Annotated in this window: 14 protein-coding genes; 8 read left to right on the top strand and 6 right to left on the bottom strand. The window is 36.0% G+C overall.

Features of this window, described 5'->3' with window-relative positions:
- The first annotated feature begins 48 nt into the window (after positions 1 to 48).
- Complete coding sequence (locus ABY905_RS06580) at positions 49 to 468, top strand: nucleoside-diphosphate kinase (RefSeq protein WP_372641790.1); 420 nt, start codon at positions 49 to 51, stop codon at positions 466 to 468.
- A gap of 58 nt (positions 469 to 526) precedes the next feature.
- Here the strand turns inward: ABY905_RS06580 and ABY905_RS06575 are convergent, their stop codons facing one another.
- The gene (locus ABY905_RS06575; RefSeq protein ID WP_372641788.1) at positions 527 to 817 is read right to left on the bottom strand and encodes a DUF721 domain-containing protein; all 291 of its coding nucleotides are present in this window, start codon (positions 815 to 817) and stop codon (positions 527 to 529) included.
- A gap of 89 nt (positions 818 to 906) precedes the next feature.
- Positions 907 to 2,010 (bottom strand): DNA replication/repair protein RecF, encoded by a 1,104-nt coding sequence (gene recF / locus ABY905_RS06570; protein ID WP_372641786.1) that lies wholly within the window; start codon positions 2,008 to 2,010, stop codon positions 907 to 909.
- Positions 2,011 to 2,224: 214 nt separating this feature from the next.
- On the opposite strand from recF, the gene ABY905_RS06565 reads away from it, so the two are divergent.
- Complete coding sequence (locus ABY905_RS06565; protein WP_372641784.1) at positions 2,225 to 2,917, top strand: tol-pal system YbgF family protein; 693 nt, start codon at positions 2,225 to 2,227, stop codon at positions 2,915 to 2,917.
- Between the two features lie 68 nt (positions 2,918 to 2,985).
- Here the strand turns inward: ABY905_RS06565 and ABY905_RS06560 are convergent, their stop codons facing one another.
- The gene (locus ABY905_RS06560; protein WP_372641782.1) at positions 2,986 to 3,876 is read right to left on the bottom strand and encodes a hypothetical protein; all 891 of its coding nucleotides are present in this window, start codon (positions 3,874 to 3,876) and stop codon (positions 2,986 to 2,988) included.
- Positions 3,877 to 4,125: 249 nt separating this feature from the next.
- Complete coding sequence (locus ABY905_RS06555) at positions 4,126 to 5,505, bottom strand: tryptophanase (RefSeq protein ID WP_372641780.1); 1,380 nt, start codon at positions 5,503 to 5,505, stop codon at positions 4,126 to 4,128.
- A gap of 547 nt (positions 5,506 to 6,052) precedes the next feature.
- On the opposite strand from ABY905_RS06555, the gene ABY905_RS06550 reads away from it, so the two are divergent.
- The 6 genes from ABY905_RS06550 to ABY905_RS06525 all read left to right on the top strand — a co-directional run bounded on the left by ABY905_RS06550 (position 6,053) and on the right by ABY905_RS06525 (position 13,677).
- On the top strand, positions 6,053 to 7,774 hold the full coding sequence (locus ABY905_RS06550) for a DUF3078 domain-containing protein (protein ID WP_372641778.1): 1,722 nt from the start codon (positions 6,053 to 6,055) through the stop codon (positions 7,772 to 7,774).
- A gap of 74 nt (positions 7,775 to 7,848) precedes the next feature.
- Positions 7,849 to 8,316 (top strand): hypothetical protein, encoded by a 468-nt coding sequence (locus ABY905_RS06545; RefSeq protein WP_372641776.1) that lies wholly within the window; start codon positions 7,849 to 7,851, stop codon positions 8,314 to 8,316.
- Positions 8,317 to 8,479: 163 nt separating this feature from the next.
- Entirely contained in the window at positions 8,480 to 9,817 is a 1,338-nt protein-coding gene (purB, locus tag ABY905_RS06540) for an adenylosuccinate lyase (protein ID WP_372641774.1), read from the top strand.
- Positions 9,818 to 10,024: 207 nt separating this feature from the next.
- Positions 10,025 to 10,426 (top strand): hypothetical protein, encoded by a 402-nt coding sequence (locus ABY905_RS06535; protein WP_372641772.1) that lies wholly within the window; start codon positions 10,025 to 10,027, stop codon positions 10,424 to 10,426.
- Between the two features lie 574 nt (positions 10,427 to 11,000).
- Positions 11,001 to 11,618 (top strand): hypothetical protein, encoded by a 618-nt coding sequence (locus ABY905_RS06530; protein WP_372641770.1) that lies wholly within the window; start codon positions 11,001 to 11,003, stop codon positions 11,616 to 11,618.
- A gap of 235 nt (positions 11,619 to 11,853) precedes the next feature.
- Positions 11,854 to 13,677 (top strand): ABC transporter ATP-binding protein, encoded by a 1,824-nt coding sequence (locus tag ABY905_RS06525; protein WP_372641768.1) that lies wholly within the window; start codon positions 11,854 to 11,856, stop codon positions 13,675 to 13,677.
- A 580-nt stretch (positions 13,678 to 14,257) separates the two neighbouring features.
- Here the strand turns inward: ABY905_RS06525 and ABY905_RS06520 are convergent.
- Both ABY905_RS06520 and ABY905_RS06515 read right to left on the bottom strand, forming a co-directional pair.
- Positions 14,258 to 14,764: a flavodoxin gene (locus ABY905_RS06520; protein ID WP_372641767.1), complete on the bottom strand. Its 507-nt coding sequence runs from the start codon at positions 14,762 to 14,764 to the stop codon at positions 14,258 to 14,260.
- 10 nt (positions 14,765 to 14,774) lie between these two features.
- Positions 14,775 to 16,019 (bottom strand): transketolase C-terminal domain-containing protein (locus ABY905_RS06515; protein ID WP_372641766.1); only part of this gene is annotated, 1,245 nt, incomplete at its 5' end.

Genomic DNA, 16,019 nt, shown 5'->3' with positions numbered 1-16,019 from the left:
TTTATTTAGATTGATTAAATTTGTTTCACTAACCAAAATAGAAGAATTATGAGAAGTGATAGAACTTTTACAATGATAAAACCAGATGCTGTAGCCAATGGATATATTGGTGATATTTTAGCCACCATTACTAAAGGCGGGTTTAGAATCGCAGCTATGAAATATACTCATATCAGCAAGAAACAAGCTGAAGTTTTTTACGAAGTTCACAAGGAAAGACCATTTTATAGTGAGCTAACTGAATTTATGAGTTCAGGACCTATTGTATCTGCTATTCTCGAAAAAGAAAATGCCGTAGCTGATTTCAGAAAATTAATTGGAGCAACCAACCCTGCTGATGCTGAAGAAGGAACTATTCGTAAGCAGTTTGCCGAGTCGTTGTCGAGAAATGCCGTTCACGGTTCCGATAGCGATGAGAATGCTTGTATAGAAGGTGCATTCCACTTTTCAGGCTGCGAGATTTATTAAGTATTCATCAGGAAAAGAAATTGAAAGGTTCAAAAAGGTCCACAACTTTTTGAACCTTTTATCTTATCACAATATCATCAATAATTTTACCATTGACTTCTTTATTTAAAGCCAGAATTAAACCTGTTTTAATCAGCATTAACTCATTTCGAACGATGGACGAACGCACATGTACAAATAGCTTTCGATTCTTGATATAAAGGTCTGTAGTCGCATTTGACACATTCGTCCCAATCACATTCTCCCAAGCTTTAATCAACTCCAATTCTTTTAATTTCACATCCAAGCCCTGTTCTTTTAAAACAAGCTTAACTAGTTCTTCTATTTTCTGTGTTCTCGATCGGCGCATAGTTAAAGGTTAAAGGTAATAAGGATAATCCCGATTCTCGGGACCAGCAGAGCTGGAGGTTAAAGGATAAAGTTGATAAGTAATTGAACTTACAAATTGGTAACTGCCCCACCATCTAGCACGAATAGTTTGTATGTCAGGTTTGAGGATGAAAGGATCTGATCCAAGTGATCGCGATTGGTATCTGAAATAAAGATCTGTCCAAATCGTTCCTCAGAAACCAAATGAACAATTTGTTCGACACGCTCTGTATCCAATTTATCGAAGATGTCATCCAACAACAGTATCGGGTTATAATCTGATAATTTCTTGATGAATTCAAATTGTGCCAACTTAAGAGCAATCAAGTAAGTTTTTTGCTGGCCTTGAGAGCCCATCTTTTTTATGGGATAGTCACCCAACGAAAGGGTCAAGTCATCCTTATGAATACCAACCGTTGTGTATTGCATCACCTGATCTTTCAAACGGGCATGGCGCAACAAATCTCTCATTTCATGATCGTTCAATTGAGATTTATACTCCAAGTTCACAATCTCATTCCCCTGAGAAATGACATTGTAATACTCTTGAAAAACGGGCATGAGCTTATTCAAAAAATCTTTACGCTTTTCGTGTATCGAAGCCGAAAGAATAATCATCTGCTCATCCCAAATACTCAGGCTATCCTCTTCGAACTGACCTCGACGAGCAAAATCCTTGAGCAACTTGTTACGTTGTAAAATCACACGATTGTATCGTATCAAATCATCCAAATACTTTCTATCATACTGCGATATCACACTGTCCATATACTTGCGTCGCTCCTCACTCCCATCCGTAATCAATCGCACATCAGCTGGCGAAACCATCACAATAGGTAAAAGTCCTATATGTTCCGAAAGCTTTTTGTATTCTTTCTTATTTCGCTTAAAATTCTTTTTCTGACCACGTTTCACACCACAATAAATCAATTCGTCCATATCTTGACGCTTGTAGTTTCCTTCGAGAACCATAAACAGTTCATCATGTTTGATGTTCAACTGATCAGTAGAGTGAAAGTAGCTCTTGCAAAAACTCAAATAATAAACCGCATCAAGTAAATTGGTTTTCCCCATACCATTATTACCTATAAAGCAGTTGATTTTAGGCGAAAGCTCTATTTCCAACTCTTTTATATTCTTGTAATTTATAAGGGACAAACGCTCTAAATGCATATATTTTATTTTTGCTTTTCAAGGACTAGACAATCTAAATTTATGTTCAGATTTTTAATTCCGCATCAAAAATACGAATAAATTCAGATACAGACTTAAATTCACACATTAATCAAAGGCAATTGCATTCACTTTTTAGTCAAAAGTTGTCGTAATATTCACAAAAAAAATTACATTTGCGTTAGCAAAAAATAAAACATTAAATATTTCTAATATGTCTACAAACAAAAAGGATCAGGCTCACGAAGATAATTTTGAAAATTTAGAAGAAGCTTTAGGTAGAACCGAACAATATATCGAGAAAAACCAAAAGAAATTAACTTTTATCGCTTTAGCTGTTATCATAGTATCAGTTGGTATCTTTTCATACCAGAAATACTACAAAGCTCCTATGGAGTTGAATGCTCAAGCTGAGATGTTCCAAGCACAACGTTACTTCGAAGTAGACTCATTTAACCTTGCTATCAACGGCGACGGTAACTATGACGGTTTCCTTGATATCATGGATAACTTTGGATCAACAGAAGCTGGTAATTTAGCTGCCTATTATACAGGTATTTCATACCTTCACTTAGGTGAGTACCAAAATGCAATCAACTATTTAGAAGATTTTTCTTCTTCAGATTTCATTCTTTCTACATTAGCAAAAGCTGCTATTGGTGATGCTTATATGGAGCTTGGTAACAACGAGAAAGCTGCTTCAAACTATATGGCTGCTAGCAGTGTAAACACTAACAACTTTACAACACCTATCTATCTTCAAAAAGCTGGTATCGCTTATGAAATGATGGGTAACTACAAAGATGCATTAGCTGCTTACGAAACAATTGAAAAAGATTTTAAAAAGTCTTCTGAAGCTCGTGACATTGAAAAGTATATTACTCGTGCAAAATTGAACTTGAAGTAATCAAGTCGTTCAGATATAAAAAAAGCGAAGATCATCGATCTTCGCTTTTTTTTTTGTGTGCTATATTTTTATTGGGTAATTCCTTCTAAGAAATCTTCAACATCACCAGGTGTACTCATAATCTTCATGAATGTTCCCATGGTCAACTCTGGCCAGTATAATGCAAAACGATACTTACCATGTAACATTGTCGCCTCATTCCCCTGAAGGATAATTTCGTAAGGCATCGCTGCAATATGATCTTCACCGATGATAGGAAGAAAATACCCTTCTCCATCTTCAGCATTCATAAGACCTACTCCAAAAACAGCTACTTTTTCATCAGTAAAAACTTGCTCATAAACCAAAGTGGTATTGCCTTTTCTACTTTCTAAATTCTTACGAATTTTCGCTAAACCATCCTCAAATGAAGTAAACGTATTCAACTCAACAGGATCATTGAAATAAGGCATCATCATTTTATAATGGTATTTCTTTAAGTCTTTTTCAGTTAAGACGCCACCGAAATCTTCAAGATTACCACCTAAGCTTGTAAGGGCTTCTTTAGCATCATTAGCAATTGCCATCAAGCTTAATTTATCGCTCTCATAATTCGACAAGTATGCACAAAACACATATTGTGGATTCAAGAGGCTTAAATTAACAGCTTCTCCTTTTTTAGATATTCCAACACGAATAACGGATGCCAAAGCACCACGATCTTTCGATTTTAAACACAATTCTGAAAGATCTTTGCGAGTAAAGCAAAGCACTCTGAAACCTTCATTATTCTCAGGGTGATAGTCACCAATTAAATCAAAGGATTTTCCAACAAAAGCATTTTCAACATTTATTTTCGCTTGTTCTAAATCAAAACTTTGCGTTGCATTCAGTTTGTAAAAGGGAGATAGTTTTCCATCTTGAGCAAAAGCCATACTGGCAATAAGACAAAAGATGTAAACAAGACTAATTTTCTTCATTTTTGGTCGATTTAAATAAATAGTAAATATTTGGATGTCTGAATATATAAATATATTTAGATATAAATACTGATATGTAACTCATGACGAAATACAGCAAAACACATTGTTAAAAGACACAGGCCTTAAGGCCTATCACCATTGATAAATCGATTTATTTAAAATGTCTGTAAATTAAGTGAACCGAAAAATAAACAATAAAAAAAAGCCCCTAAAAAGGGGCTCAATAAAAATATGATGATTTAAACCTTACTCCACTTTCTCAAGCTCAACTGTAAAGTGACGCATTATTGGAGCCTCATCCACAATCTTAAGACCGTGCTTGATATCCATACGTCTGTCCCAAACATTTTTAAGTGCTGCAGCAACAACGTCCATATGGTTGTTAGTGTATGTACGACGAGGAATTGCTAAACGCAATAACTCCAATTTAGGGTAACGATTCTCACGAGTTTCAGGATCTCTATCAGCTAAGATAGCACCAATCTCAACACCGCGAATACCAGCTTCAAGATACAGTTCACAGCCTAAAGTCTGAGCCTGATATTCCTCTTTTGGAATATGGCTTAAAAATTTCTTAGCATCAACGAAAATAGCGTGTCCACCAATTGGCATCTGAATAGGTACACCATAACTTATTAGTTTCTCACCTAAATACTCAACCTGCTTAATACGTGTTTCCAAGGTTTCAAACTCAGTTCCTTCATCAAGACCTTGAGCCAAAGCATTCATATCACGACCAGACATACCACCATAGGTTACATAACCTTCGAACATGATATTATAGGTAGAAGCCTCTTTCCATAGTTGCTTATCTCTCATTGCGATAAATCCACCCATATTCACAATAGCGTCCTTTTTAGAACTCATAGTAGCCATATCGGCATGTGAATACATTTCAGTAACAATCTCTTTGATTGTTTTATCCTGATAACCTTCTTCGCGAAGCTTAATGAAATAAGCATTTTCAGCAAAACGGGCAGAATCGTAACATACTGGAATCTCATACTTATTTGCTAATTCCTTAACCGCTTTCATATTTGCTAAAGAAACAGGCTGTCCTCCTGATGTGTTACAAGTAACCGTAACAATAATCATAGGAATTTGCTCTTTTGGATAAGTTGAAAGAACTGACTCTAGTTTAACCAGATCAAGATTTCCTTTGAAAGGATGGTCGATTAAAGTATCGAAAGCCTCATCGATTGTGCAATCAACTGCTTTAGCTTTTCTAAACTCGATATGTCCTTTAGTTGTATCGAAATGTGAGTTACCAGGAACGATATTCCCCTCTTTTACAAGAACAGAGAATAACACATTCTCAGCTGCACGACCTTGGTGTGTTGGTAAGAAATGATCAAAACCTAAAATATTTTTAAGGGCTTCTTTCATCTTATAGTATGAACGCGCACCTGCATAAGATTCGTCACCTAACATCAACTCAGACCACTGTTTATCACTCATTGCCCCTGTACCAGAGTCAGTCAACAAGTCAATAAATACGTGATCACTTTTTAGGTTGAAGAGGTTATAGTTTGCAGCTTTCAGCCATTCTTCTCTTTCTTCTCTTGTACTTTTTCTGATGGTCTCTACCATCTTAATTTTAAAAGATTCTGCGAAAGGTAATTCCATGATTATATGCTTTTAATATTTTTAAAATAAGTATCTCATTTATCCTCTTAACAAATAAGTAAGGGACTTAGTGTTACAGAATTAAACAACAGATATTGAACTAAACACCTCGTAAATAGCAGGTACTCAAAACATATATCTATAGCTTGTTCTGTAAAAAATAATGTGATTAAAGATTAATTTTGGGAAGGCTTAAACTAAGCTTGGTATGTGGACAATAACTGTCCTAACGACTAATAGCGGTATCCGTCGCGGTTCTTAATATTAAGGAAGATGTTTTGTATAGGTGTCGATAGTTGATTATGCATTTTCATAGTCTCAATTTTTACCATTGCTCCAAAAATAAGTTTTTTAAAATTCTAAAAAAAGAATACACTCAATTTTTCGCAAACGTTTGTAGTTATTTATATGCAGTTTTTACTTTTTTAAATGAAATTTATTCTCATTTTTGTTCTTCAGGTAATTAAAATTTGGATCAGAAATTTTCCGATTCAATTGCCAATTATCACTTACAACATATACGAAACCAAAAGACAAAACCACAAGAATGAATCGCAACCTTTTCCTCTTTCTTTTACTCCTTCAATCAAGCTTCTTATTTTCATCGGAAACTCAGGCAGAATCAATCTTTCATCAAGTCAACGACTCACTGTACATAGGTCATCAAAATCTGGGTGCAGACAATAATACGCGAGTAACACCGTCCAAAATAATTGTGAAGGATTCTATTCAAATTAAAGCGACAACATTTCCAAAATATTATTATAGAATTGCCCACAATAAATCGGCTCTGAATCGCTATTTCGATTTTTCAATAAAAACAATGAAATTTAATGACGCTCTAGGACATATTGATAATATAAGCTTCAAATATTTGCTTGGGGAGCTTGAAATTGAGGCCAAAAGCAGAGAGGACAAACATTTAGATAAGGCTGTAAACATACTACTCGACTATGTAAAGAATGACAGCATTAGGAATATGGTAAATTACTTGAAATCCTATATCGAACAACGTCAAACTGAAGACGCATTAAGAGAACTAACAAAGAAAATTGAGCTAGAAAATCTGAAGATTGCACAAATTGATAGCCTTTCGAAGGATGAAAAATTCGAATTGGAAGATGATGCAAGAAAATATGCTGACCTTTTTAATTATATAGAGAATGATTCGGTACATCAGTGGATCCGAGAAATCAGTCGTGATTCTGTTTCGTTTGCTGTTAAGAATGCAATGAACGATTCCATAGCCTTCTGGATTAATAATGGTAAATCAGATTTTAAGCGTTTTTGGTTAAAAAAGAACAAGCGAGATTCTATTGGTATCTGGCTTCAAAATACACCAAGTAAGAGTATCCGTATTTTATACGATGATGATATCTATCAAGAGTCGGTTCGAAACACCAAACGAAAAGGCGCAAAAGTTCGCTTAAAAGAAAGAATATCACCTGATGGGTTCAAGCTAGCAAAGCTTAAAAAATACAGACGTTATGTAGATATCTGGAAGTTTGGAACCATCGTCAAATTAGATTTCAACCAAGGCCATGTGAGTAAAGGCTGGGCTGAAGGTGGAGAAAGTTCTATATCTGCCTTAGCTGGTGTTAAATCTTTTGCCAAATATCAAAAAAACAAAACCACTTGGGAAACGACTCTAGACCTTCAATATGGTCTTTTAAAATCGGGGGACAATGATTTCAGAAAAAATCAGGATAAGTTAGAATTCAATACCAAGTTTGGCCAACTGGCTTTCGGGAAATGGTATTACACGTCCATGTTAAACCTGAGAACTCAGTTTGTTAAAGGTTACAATTATCCTGCTAATGAGGAACGCAAACTGATTTCAAACTTTTTTGCTCCTGCTTATATTCTGGGTTCTATCGGTTTAGATTATAAGCCAAAGAAAGATTTCTCAATTCTACTTTCACCTTTTACGGCTAAGTATACCATCGTAAGCGATACGGCGAGTATTGATCAGACAGCCTTTGGTATTGATGCTGATAAGAAAGTTAAAAAGGAGGTCGGAGCCTATATGAAGCTTTTGCACAAATGGGAAATTACGAAAGACATTAGCATGGAAAACAAATTAGAATTCTATTCCAGTTATACCAACACACCAAAGAATGTTGATGTTGACTGGCAATTTATTCTTAACCTTCCAATCAACCAATACCTCACTACTACCATATCGACCTATCTCATTTCTGATGATGATACCGGATCGAGAATTCAATTTAAGGAGAATTTGGCTGTAGGAATTAGATATCAATTTTAAGAAAAAATGAGTTCTACTGCGGAACTCGACCCATAATTATAGGATATTGAATTAAAAACTAATAAATTCAGATTATGAGTATGATTTACGATGTTTCAGGAGTAGGAGTAATTGAGATTGACACCTTAATTGTCGACTCAAATGGAACTATCTCAATTAAAGGAGAAATTGTTCCTGGCGTTATCGAGAAAATTCATCAGTTGCAATCACATGGTGTTAATGTAGTAATGGTATCAGCTGATCAACGTGGTACTGCTAACAATCTAGCTCGTGTTAGTGGCATAACCTACTACGAAGCAAGCAATGCACGCGAAAAAGAGGATATCCTTCTTTCACTGGGAAGTAAAAATATAGCTTCAATTGGTAATGCTCGAACGGATATTGGACTCTTTGTTCAATCAAAAGTTTCGATTGCTACGCTTCAGGCAGAAGGCATTCACAAAGATGTTATCGATCATGTCGATGTAATTATGCCATCAATTATCGATGCATTAGATTTCTTTTTAGATTCCGACACCTTTATTGCCACTATGAAACGATAAGATTTTAAAGACATCCAAAGGGGTGTCTTTTTTTTTGTGTCTGAGATTCCGTAATAAATTCTGAATCTTAAAAAGAGATTCGTAAAATTACCTTTATGCCCATTCACTTAATATTGTATCTTTGCAAAACTAAATAATCATTTTACAACTTAATTTTTATAGAATGCACAGTTTAACAGCTATTTCGCCTATCGATGGACGTTACCGTGATAAGGTTGACGTATTGGGAGAGTATTTTTCGGAGTATGCGCTTATTCGTTACCGAGTATTGGTAGAGATCGAGTATTTCATTTCGCTTTGCGAGCATCCACTACCTCAGTTAGCCGATTTTGACACCAGCAATTTTGATGAACTACGCAGTTTATACTTAGACTTTACTGTTGAAGATGCACAGAAAGTTAAAGACATTGAGGCAGTAACCAATCACGATGTAAAAGCCGTTGAATATTTTATCAAAGAAAAATTTGACGCTTTAAACCTTCAGAAATATAAAGAATTCATCCACTTCGGTTTGACTTCTCAGGATATCAACAATACAGCAACTCCATACTCTATAAGAGATGCGGTACACGATGTGTATTACCCTCTTTTGGACGAATTGATCGAGAAGCTTGAAAGCTTATCAAACGACTGGAAAGATGTTCCCCTTCTTGCTCGTACTCACGGACAGCCAGCGTCTCCTACTCGTTTGGGTAAAGAGGTTCAGGTTTATGTGTATCGTCTTAAAAAGCAATTAGACCTTTTGAAATCAGTTCCTTGTTCTGCTAAGTTTGGCGGTGCTACAGGTAATTTCAATGCGCATCATGTGGCTTACCCACAAATCGATTGGAAAGAGTTTGGTAATAAATTCGTAAACGAGTCGTTAAAACTTGAACGTGAAGAATACACCACTCAAATTTCAAACTACGATAATATGGGTGCGATCTTCGATAATTTCAAGCGCATCAATACCATCTTAATTGATATGAACCGTGATTTCTGGACTTATATTTCCATGAATTACTTCAAGCAAAGAATTAAAGAAGGTGAAGTTGGTTCTTCAGCTATGCCTCATAAGGTGAACCCTATCGATTTTGAAAATTCGGAAGGTAACCTGGGGTTAGCGAACGCAACATACGAGCATTTATCAGCAAAATTACCTATCTCTCGTTTACAGCGCGACCTTACAGATTCAACTGTATTGAGAAATGTTGGTGTTCCTTTTGCTCACTCAATCATTGCCTTCAAATCGGTATTAAAAGGTTTAGATAAATTGATTCTTTCTCCTGATGCATTCGCTGCTGATTTGGAAGCAAACTGGGCAGTTGTAGCTGAAGCAATTCAGACTATTTTGCGTAGAGAAGCTTACCCAAACCCATACGAGGCATTGAAAGCTTTAACCCGTACAAACACAACAGTTACTCAAAATAGTATTGCTGAGTTCATCGATACTCTTGAGATTCCAAACAGCCTAAAAGCTGAATTGAAAACGATCACACCATCAAATTATACTGGAATCTAAATTTCAGTCAATTCATATTGAAAGGCCGCAGGAGTTTGACTTCTGCGGCCTTTTGTTTTCTATAGTCCTCTACCAAAGTTCAAGCATATCAATAGCGATAATACTGGTATGCAGATAAGTAACTATTGACCAGGGCTCTACAATATTGTACCTTTATATAACGTATTGAAACCAACCTCAAACAAGTAGGTACAATCTTATACTAAAATGAAAAAGACTATCAAAGTATTTCATTGGTTACCGCGAATTATCTGCATTATCGCAATTCTTTTTATCAGTTTATTCGCAGCCGATGCTTTTGCCCCTGAACTAAGCATCTGGCAACAACTTGGTGATTTTATTATGCATCTTATTCCATCATTTATTTTACTGGCATTACTTATTGTTGCGTGGAAATGGGAATATATTGGCGGTATTATCTTCATGATAATTGGCCTTGGGTTTAGCCCAATTGTTTTTATGCATAATTATAGAATGAACCACTCCATTGGGATGAGCCTCGGTATCATACTGATGATCACCATTCCATTCGTTATTGTGGGAATTCTTTTTATTGTCAGTCATTTTCTTAAAAAAAAGAATCTACCAAAGACAACTAGTGGTGAATAATCCAAGTTACGATACTAGAGTCTAATTCTCGTTACATAATTTACTGAAAGTCCACAGAATTATAGATCTTACGGCCATTTTGTTTTGGTCGATGTCCTTAGTCATAAAATAGGGAAAAAGATTCTCACAATTCGTTTTTGTCCGTTTCCCGTGGGAAAAACGTTCTCGCAGCTTGCTTTTGCCCGTTTCCCTTGGGAAAAACGTTCTCGCAGCTTGTTTTTGCCAGTTTCCCGTGGGAAAAACGTTCTCGCAGCTTGTTTTTGCCCGTTTCCCGTGGGAAAAACGTTCTCGCAGCTCGTTTTTGTCCGTTTCCCGTGGGAAAAACGTTCTCGCAGCTCGTTTTGCCCGTTTCCGTGGAAAAACGTGGGTTTATTTAATGAATTGTGTCACTTTCAAACTTGTTATTGAAGGGCCTCAGAAGTTTGACTTCTGCGGCCTTTTAAATTCACACCTCATATGACTGACTGCCATTTCATTAAAGTCCTTTACAAATATCAAAATCAACAAAAACAATCTGCACTCTGTGTTAAATTTTATTTATATTTGTTAATCAACATAAACTAAATCCATTCCTATGAAAAAATGTATCTTATTAATACCAATTTTTCTACTCTTCGCCCTTATTGGCTGTGATAAAGACGAAATTCAAGACATTAACACTGATGTAAATACATTACAGGATAGTATAACTGTGATTATTGATCAGCATAATGCCCTATTAGACTCAATATCTAAATTGATTATCATGATGGATAATGATAAATTTGACATAAAGGCTTTCCAAATGGAACAAATAGGTAGCTTATTTGAAGCAATGGCAAGACAGCCCGAAGCTTCAGATATGTTAGTCAGTTCTACAGAGATGCTTTATACTAACTATACTGAATTACTTCCTATTTCGGACAAATATATTTATCAGAGAGGGAAAGGAAGAGGTATTGCATTTAGTAAACTATTCGAGTCTATTGCACGACAACCTGAAGCGTATGATAAACTTGAACTTGCGGCTGGAAAATTCTTAGGTGAATATAATTCAAGTTACATATCAGATGAACTTCTAGAGATTACTAAAGCTTATGCCATGTCTAGTTTAAATGGATCAATTGCTAGACAACCTGAAGCTCGTCCTTCTTTCAATTTAGTCTGTAAAAAATATCTAAATTTTGAGGTTCGTGATGACACAAGTAAATAATTTCTATATATAATTAAAAGTAGAGTTAGAATCTAAATATATTTTGAAAGGTTACAGATATCAAATTTCTTCGGTCTTTTTCTTTTGAATCTCTCTTACAACAACTGCCACTAAATATTGTTAAATCTTTGGGAATAGCTGGTAAGAATCGTATTTTTACCAGCTATTTTGTTTTACTTCATGTCTGAAAAACAAAATATAAACGATTCAAACTAGAAACTATTTAAAAGCTTAAATGAAAGATTTCATTCAGATATTAAGACGATTCCTCCCTCCATACAAGAGTGATTTAATCATGAGTTTTGTGTATAATTTACTTGCAGCTGTCTTTGGAGTATTCTCCTTTGTGATGATGCAACCTATATTAGAAATTCTTTTCAAAGATGTAGAAGTTGTAGCAACTAAAGTTCCTTGGGAAGCTAGTATCGATGCAGTAAAGCACAACTTCTATTATTACACCACTCTAATAAAATCAGAATACGGTGCTGATTCTACTCTTCTATTTGTTGGAGTTGTTTTGCTTGTTGCCGTATTTTTCAAAGTTAGTTTTACATATCTTGGCTCATACCATACCGTTCAAATTAGAAACTCTGTTGTACGAGATATGAGAAATCAGATTTACGATAAGATTGTAAGCTTGCCTATTCCTTTTTTCACCGAAGAAAAAAAAGGTGATATAATTGCACGTTCAACGGGTGATGTTCAGGAAGTTGAAAATTCAGTAATGAACTCAATGGATATGTTCATTAAAAATCCAATTATAATTATTGTAGCCTTAGTTACAATGATCATTATGAGTCCACAGATGACTCTTTTTAGTTTTACAATCCTTCCTATTGCTGGGTATATCATTGGGCGAATTGGTAAAACATTAAAAAAGAAGTCTCGTTTGGGACAAAATAAAATGGGAGATCTTCTTTCTACAATTGAAGAAACCCTTTCTGGACTTCGTATTATCAAAGCCTTTACGGCTGAAGATAAGGTGAAAGAACATTTTGCAGCTGAAAACAACGATTACCGTCGCATTATGAATAGCTTGATGCGTAGACGGATTTTGGCTCATCCTGTTAGTGAATTCCTGGGAACTATCGTAATTGTTATTGTACTATGGTATGGTGGACGATTGATTCTTAATGGTGAAACCGGTATGAATGGCGCTGCATTTATCGCCTATTTGGTTATATTTTATTCAATCATTAATCCAGCCAAAGCTTTCTCAAAAGCCCTATATAGCATTCAAAAAGGTTTGGCTGCTATGGAGCGTATCGATCAAATTTTAGGCGCTGAGTCAGCTATAGTTGATAAGCCTAATGCAAAATCAATTGATAAATTTGAAAACGCCATTGAATACCGAAATGTAAGCTTCTCGTACAATGGCGAGAGAAAAGTTCTTAAAAATATAAACCTTGAGATTCCAAAGGGAAAAACTGTTGCCTTGGTAGGACAATCAGGTTCTGGTAAAACAACTTTCGTTGACCTATTGCCTCGTTTTTACGATGTAGTTGAAGGTGGAATTTTTGTTGATGGTGACGATATTCGTGATCTGAAAATTGCTGATATGCGTAACCTAATGGGTAATGTGAATCAGGAGTCTATCCTTTTCAACGATACTATTTTCGGTAATATTGCTTTTGGTGTCGAGAATGCCACACTTGAAGAAGTTGAAGCAGCTGCAAAAATTGCCAACGCTCACGACTTTATTACGGCTACTGAGGATGGATACTATACCAATATTGGTGACCGTGGTGGTAAACTTTCCGGTGGTCAGCGTCAGCGATTGAGTATTGCTCGTGCTGTCCTTAAGAATCCTCCAATTATGATTTTGGATGAAGCAACTTCTGCTTTGGATACAGAATCGGAACGTTTGGTACAGGATGCTTTGGATAAGTTAATGCAAAACAGAACTTCAGTTGTGATTGCTCATCGCTTGTCTACCGTTAAGAATGCGGATTTGATTTGTGTTTTCCACGAAGGTGAGATTGTAGAACGAGGCAAACATGATGAGCTGATTAAGCTTGATGGAACTTACAAGAAACTTAATGATATGCAGATGTTATAAGCTCTGAATAAAATATTAATTTATAGAAAGATGATTCTTAATTGGGTCATCTTTTTTTGTTTCTATTTCATATTACCACCTCCCCCCTCGCAGACTCAGGTACTCCTCTTATCCCGATAGCTATCCCTTAAGGTTTGCATAGCCTTTGCAGGACTGCAAATGACCATAAAGATTCAATTTAAGACCTTTTGCTTTTGCAAAATGCCTTTTAAAAACTTTTAAACATATTTACAATCGCATAAGTATGCATTTTGATTCTTTTTTTGATTCTAACAAAAATATAAGGTGTTAAAAAGAATTGAAATGGGCATTTACACTTTCGTAAGATGTCAATAGAATTTATTTTCCAGATCCACACAAAAAAATAGATATCTAAAAAAAAATTTAGTGAGTACTTACAATCTTTTTGAGATAATACCTCTCCCGTCGTAAAGAAGCTATGTTCTTTTATCAACGACAAATGTACGACGGATTGACATGATGCTAATAACCCGAGGCTGCAGTCACTACGTAACTTTACCCCGGGCTATTAAGATTAAAGCCCTTTGGGCTTATTTCTATTTATAAAAAATAGATAAGCTTAAAATTCTTTCTTCAATTGTTCTACCCAAGCTTTAATACGTTCATCGGTTAATGCAGCCTGATTTTCAATATCCAAAGCCAAACCTAGGAATTTGCCATCGCGCAAAGCAGCAGAACGCTCAAAGGTATACCCCTCAGGACTGGTAAAACCAATCAAATTAGCCCCCCTGTCTTCCAATGCAATTGCCAATAACCCAATTCCATCTACAAAGTTTTCAGAGTATCCCACCTGATCACCCAAGCCGAAAAGAGCTACTTTTTTCCCTTTTAGTTTCAGTTGTTCAATAGCTGGCATAAATTCATCCCAGTAGTTTGGTAATTCGCCATCGAACCAAGTTGGAACGCCAAGAACCATATTTTCATGAGACAAGAAAGTGTCCTCATCTATTTCCTCAGCATTCACCATTTCTACATCGAAATCCTTACCGAAAGCTTTCTTAATCTTCTCAGCATTCTTCGAAGTCTTAATGGTATTGAAGCTATATATTAATCCAATTTTAGTCATCATCTTAATTTTAGTAGTCTAACAAATCTTTAGCTGCAGCATAAATTTTCTCAGTGTTTGGAAGAGTCGCTTTTTCCAAAATTCGATTAAATCCAACTGGAGTAAAGGTCGATCCAACACGTCTTACTGGAGCATCCAAATGTTTAAAAGCTTCCTCTGTAATAGTCGCAGCAATTTCACCCCCAAATCCGGCGAACACCTTATCTTCATGCACAACCAAAACCTTATTGGTCTTAGCAACTGACTTTATAATAGTTTCCTTGTCTAAAGGCACTAGAGTACGAATATCAATCACTTCAACATTTTTGCCTAATTCCTTAGAAATCTGATCAGCCACCTCAACACACATATGCGTTGTGTTACCATAGGTAACAATAGTCAAGTCAGAACCTTCGCGACGAACACGAGCCTTACCAAATGGCACCTCGAAATCATCAGGTACTACTGCTGCTGCTTTAGGATCGTTATATAAAGCCTTAGGTTCCATAAATACGGTCATCCCTTTCGAACGTATACTGGTACGAAGCAAACCTGCTGCATCATCAGCATAGGATGGGTACACAATACGAACACCAGGGAAAGTTGCCAAGGCACCTTCAATATTTTGAGAATGGTACAAACCACCACCAATATAACCACCTGAAGCTAGTCGAACGGTAATATTAGGTGAAAACTGACCTTTTGTACGCCAGTATTCATGGGTAGTTTCAACAAACTGCTCCATAGCTGGCCAGAAATAATCGGCAAACTCAGCACCTTCAACTACAATTCGAATCTTATCATTAAAACGACTCATACCATTGGCAGTACCCATAATGAAGTCTTCGGCAATTGGTGCATTGAAAACACGCTCAATACCAAACTCCTGCTGCATCCCTTTGGATACATTGAAAATACCACCCTTATCTTTGTTGGCAATATCTTGCCCCCAAATAAAAGTATCTGGGTTATTACGGAATTCAGCTTTTAAGGTTTCATTTAAACCTTCAATTAATTTCTTAGGTTCTCCTATCTCATTGTGAAGACCTTCAGGATATTTATCTGCAGGATAAGCATCAGGTATTACGAAATCGTGAATCGAATTTGGATCTGGATCTGGAGCAGCTAAACCTGCACGGTGTGCTTTCTTAACTTGAAGTTTTACATCAGCCTCAATCGCTACTAATTCCTCCTCAGTAAAACGCTTGTAACGAATTAACAGACGACGGAATTTAGCCAATGGATCGTATTTCTCAACATAGCTCAATTCAGCATT

The sequence above is a fragment of the Ancylomarina sp. genome (assembly GCF_041555295.1).
GTDB lineage: Bacteria > Bacteroidota > Bacteroidia > Bacteroidales > Marinifilaceae > Ancylomarina.
Note: the sequence above shows the minus strand (reverse complement) of the source record. Positions and strands in the feature narration are given on the sequence as shown.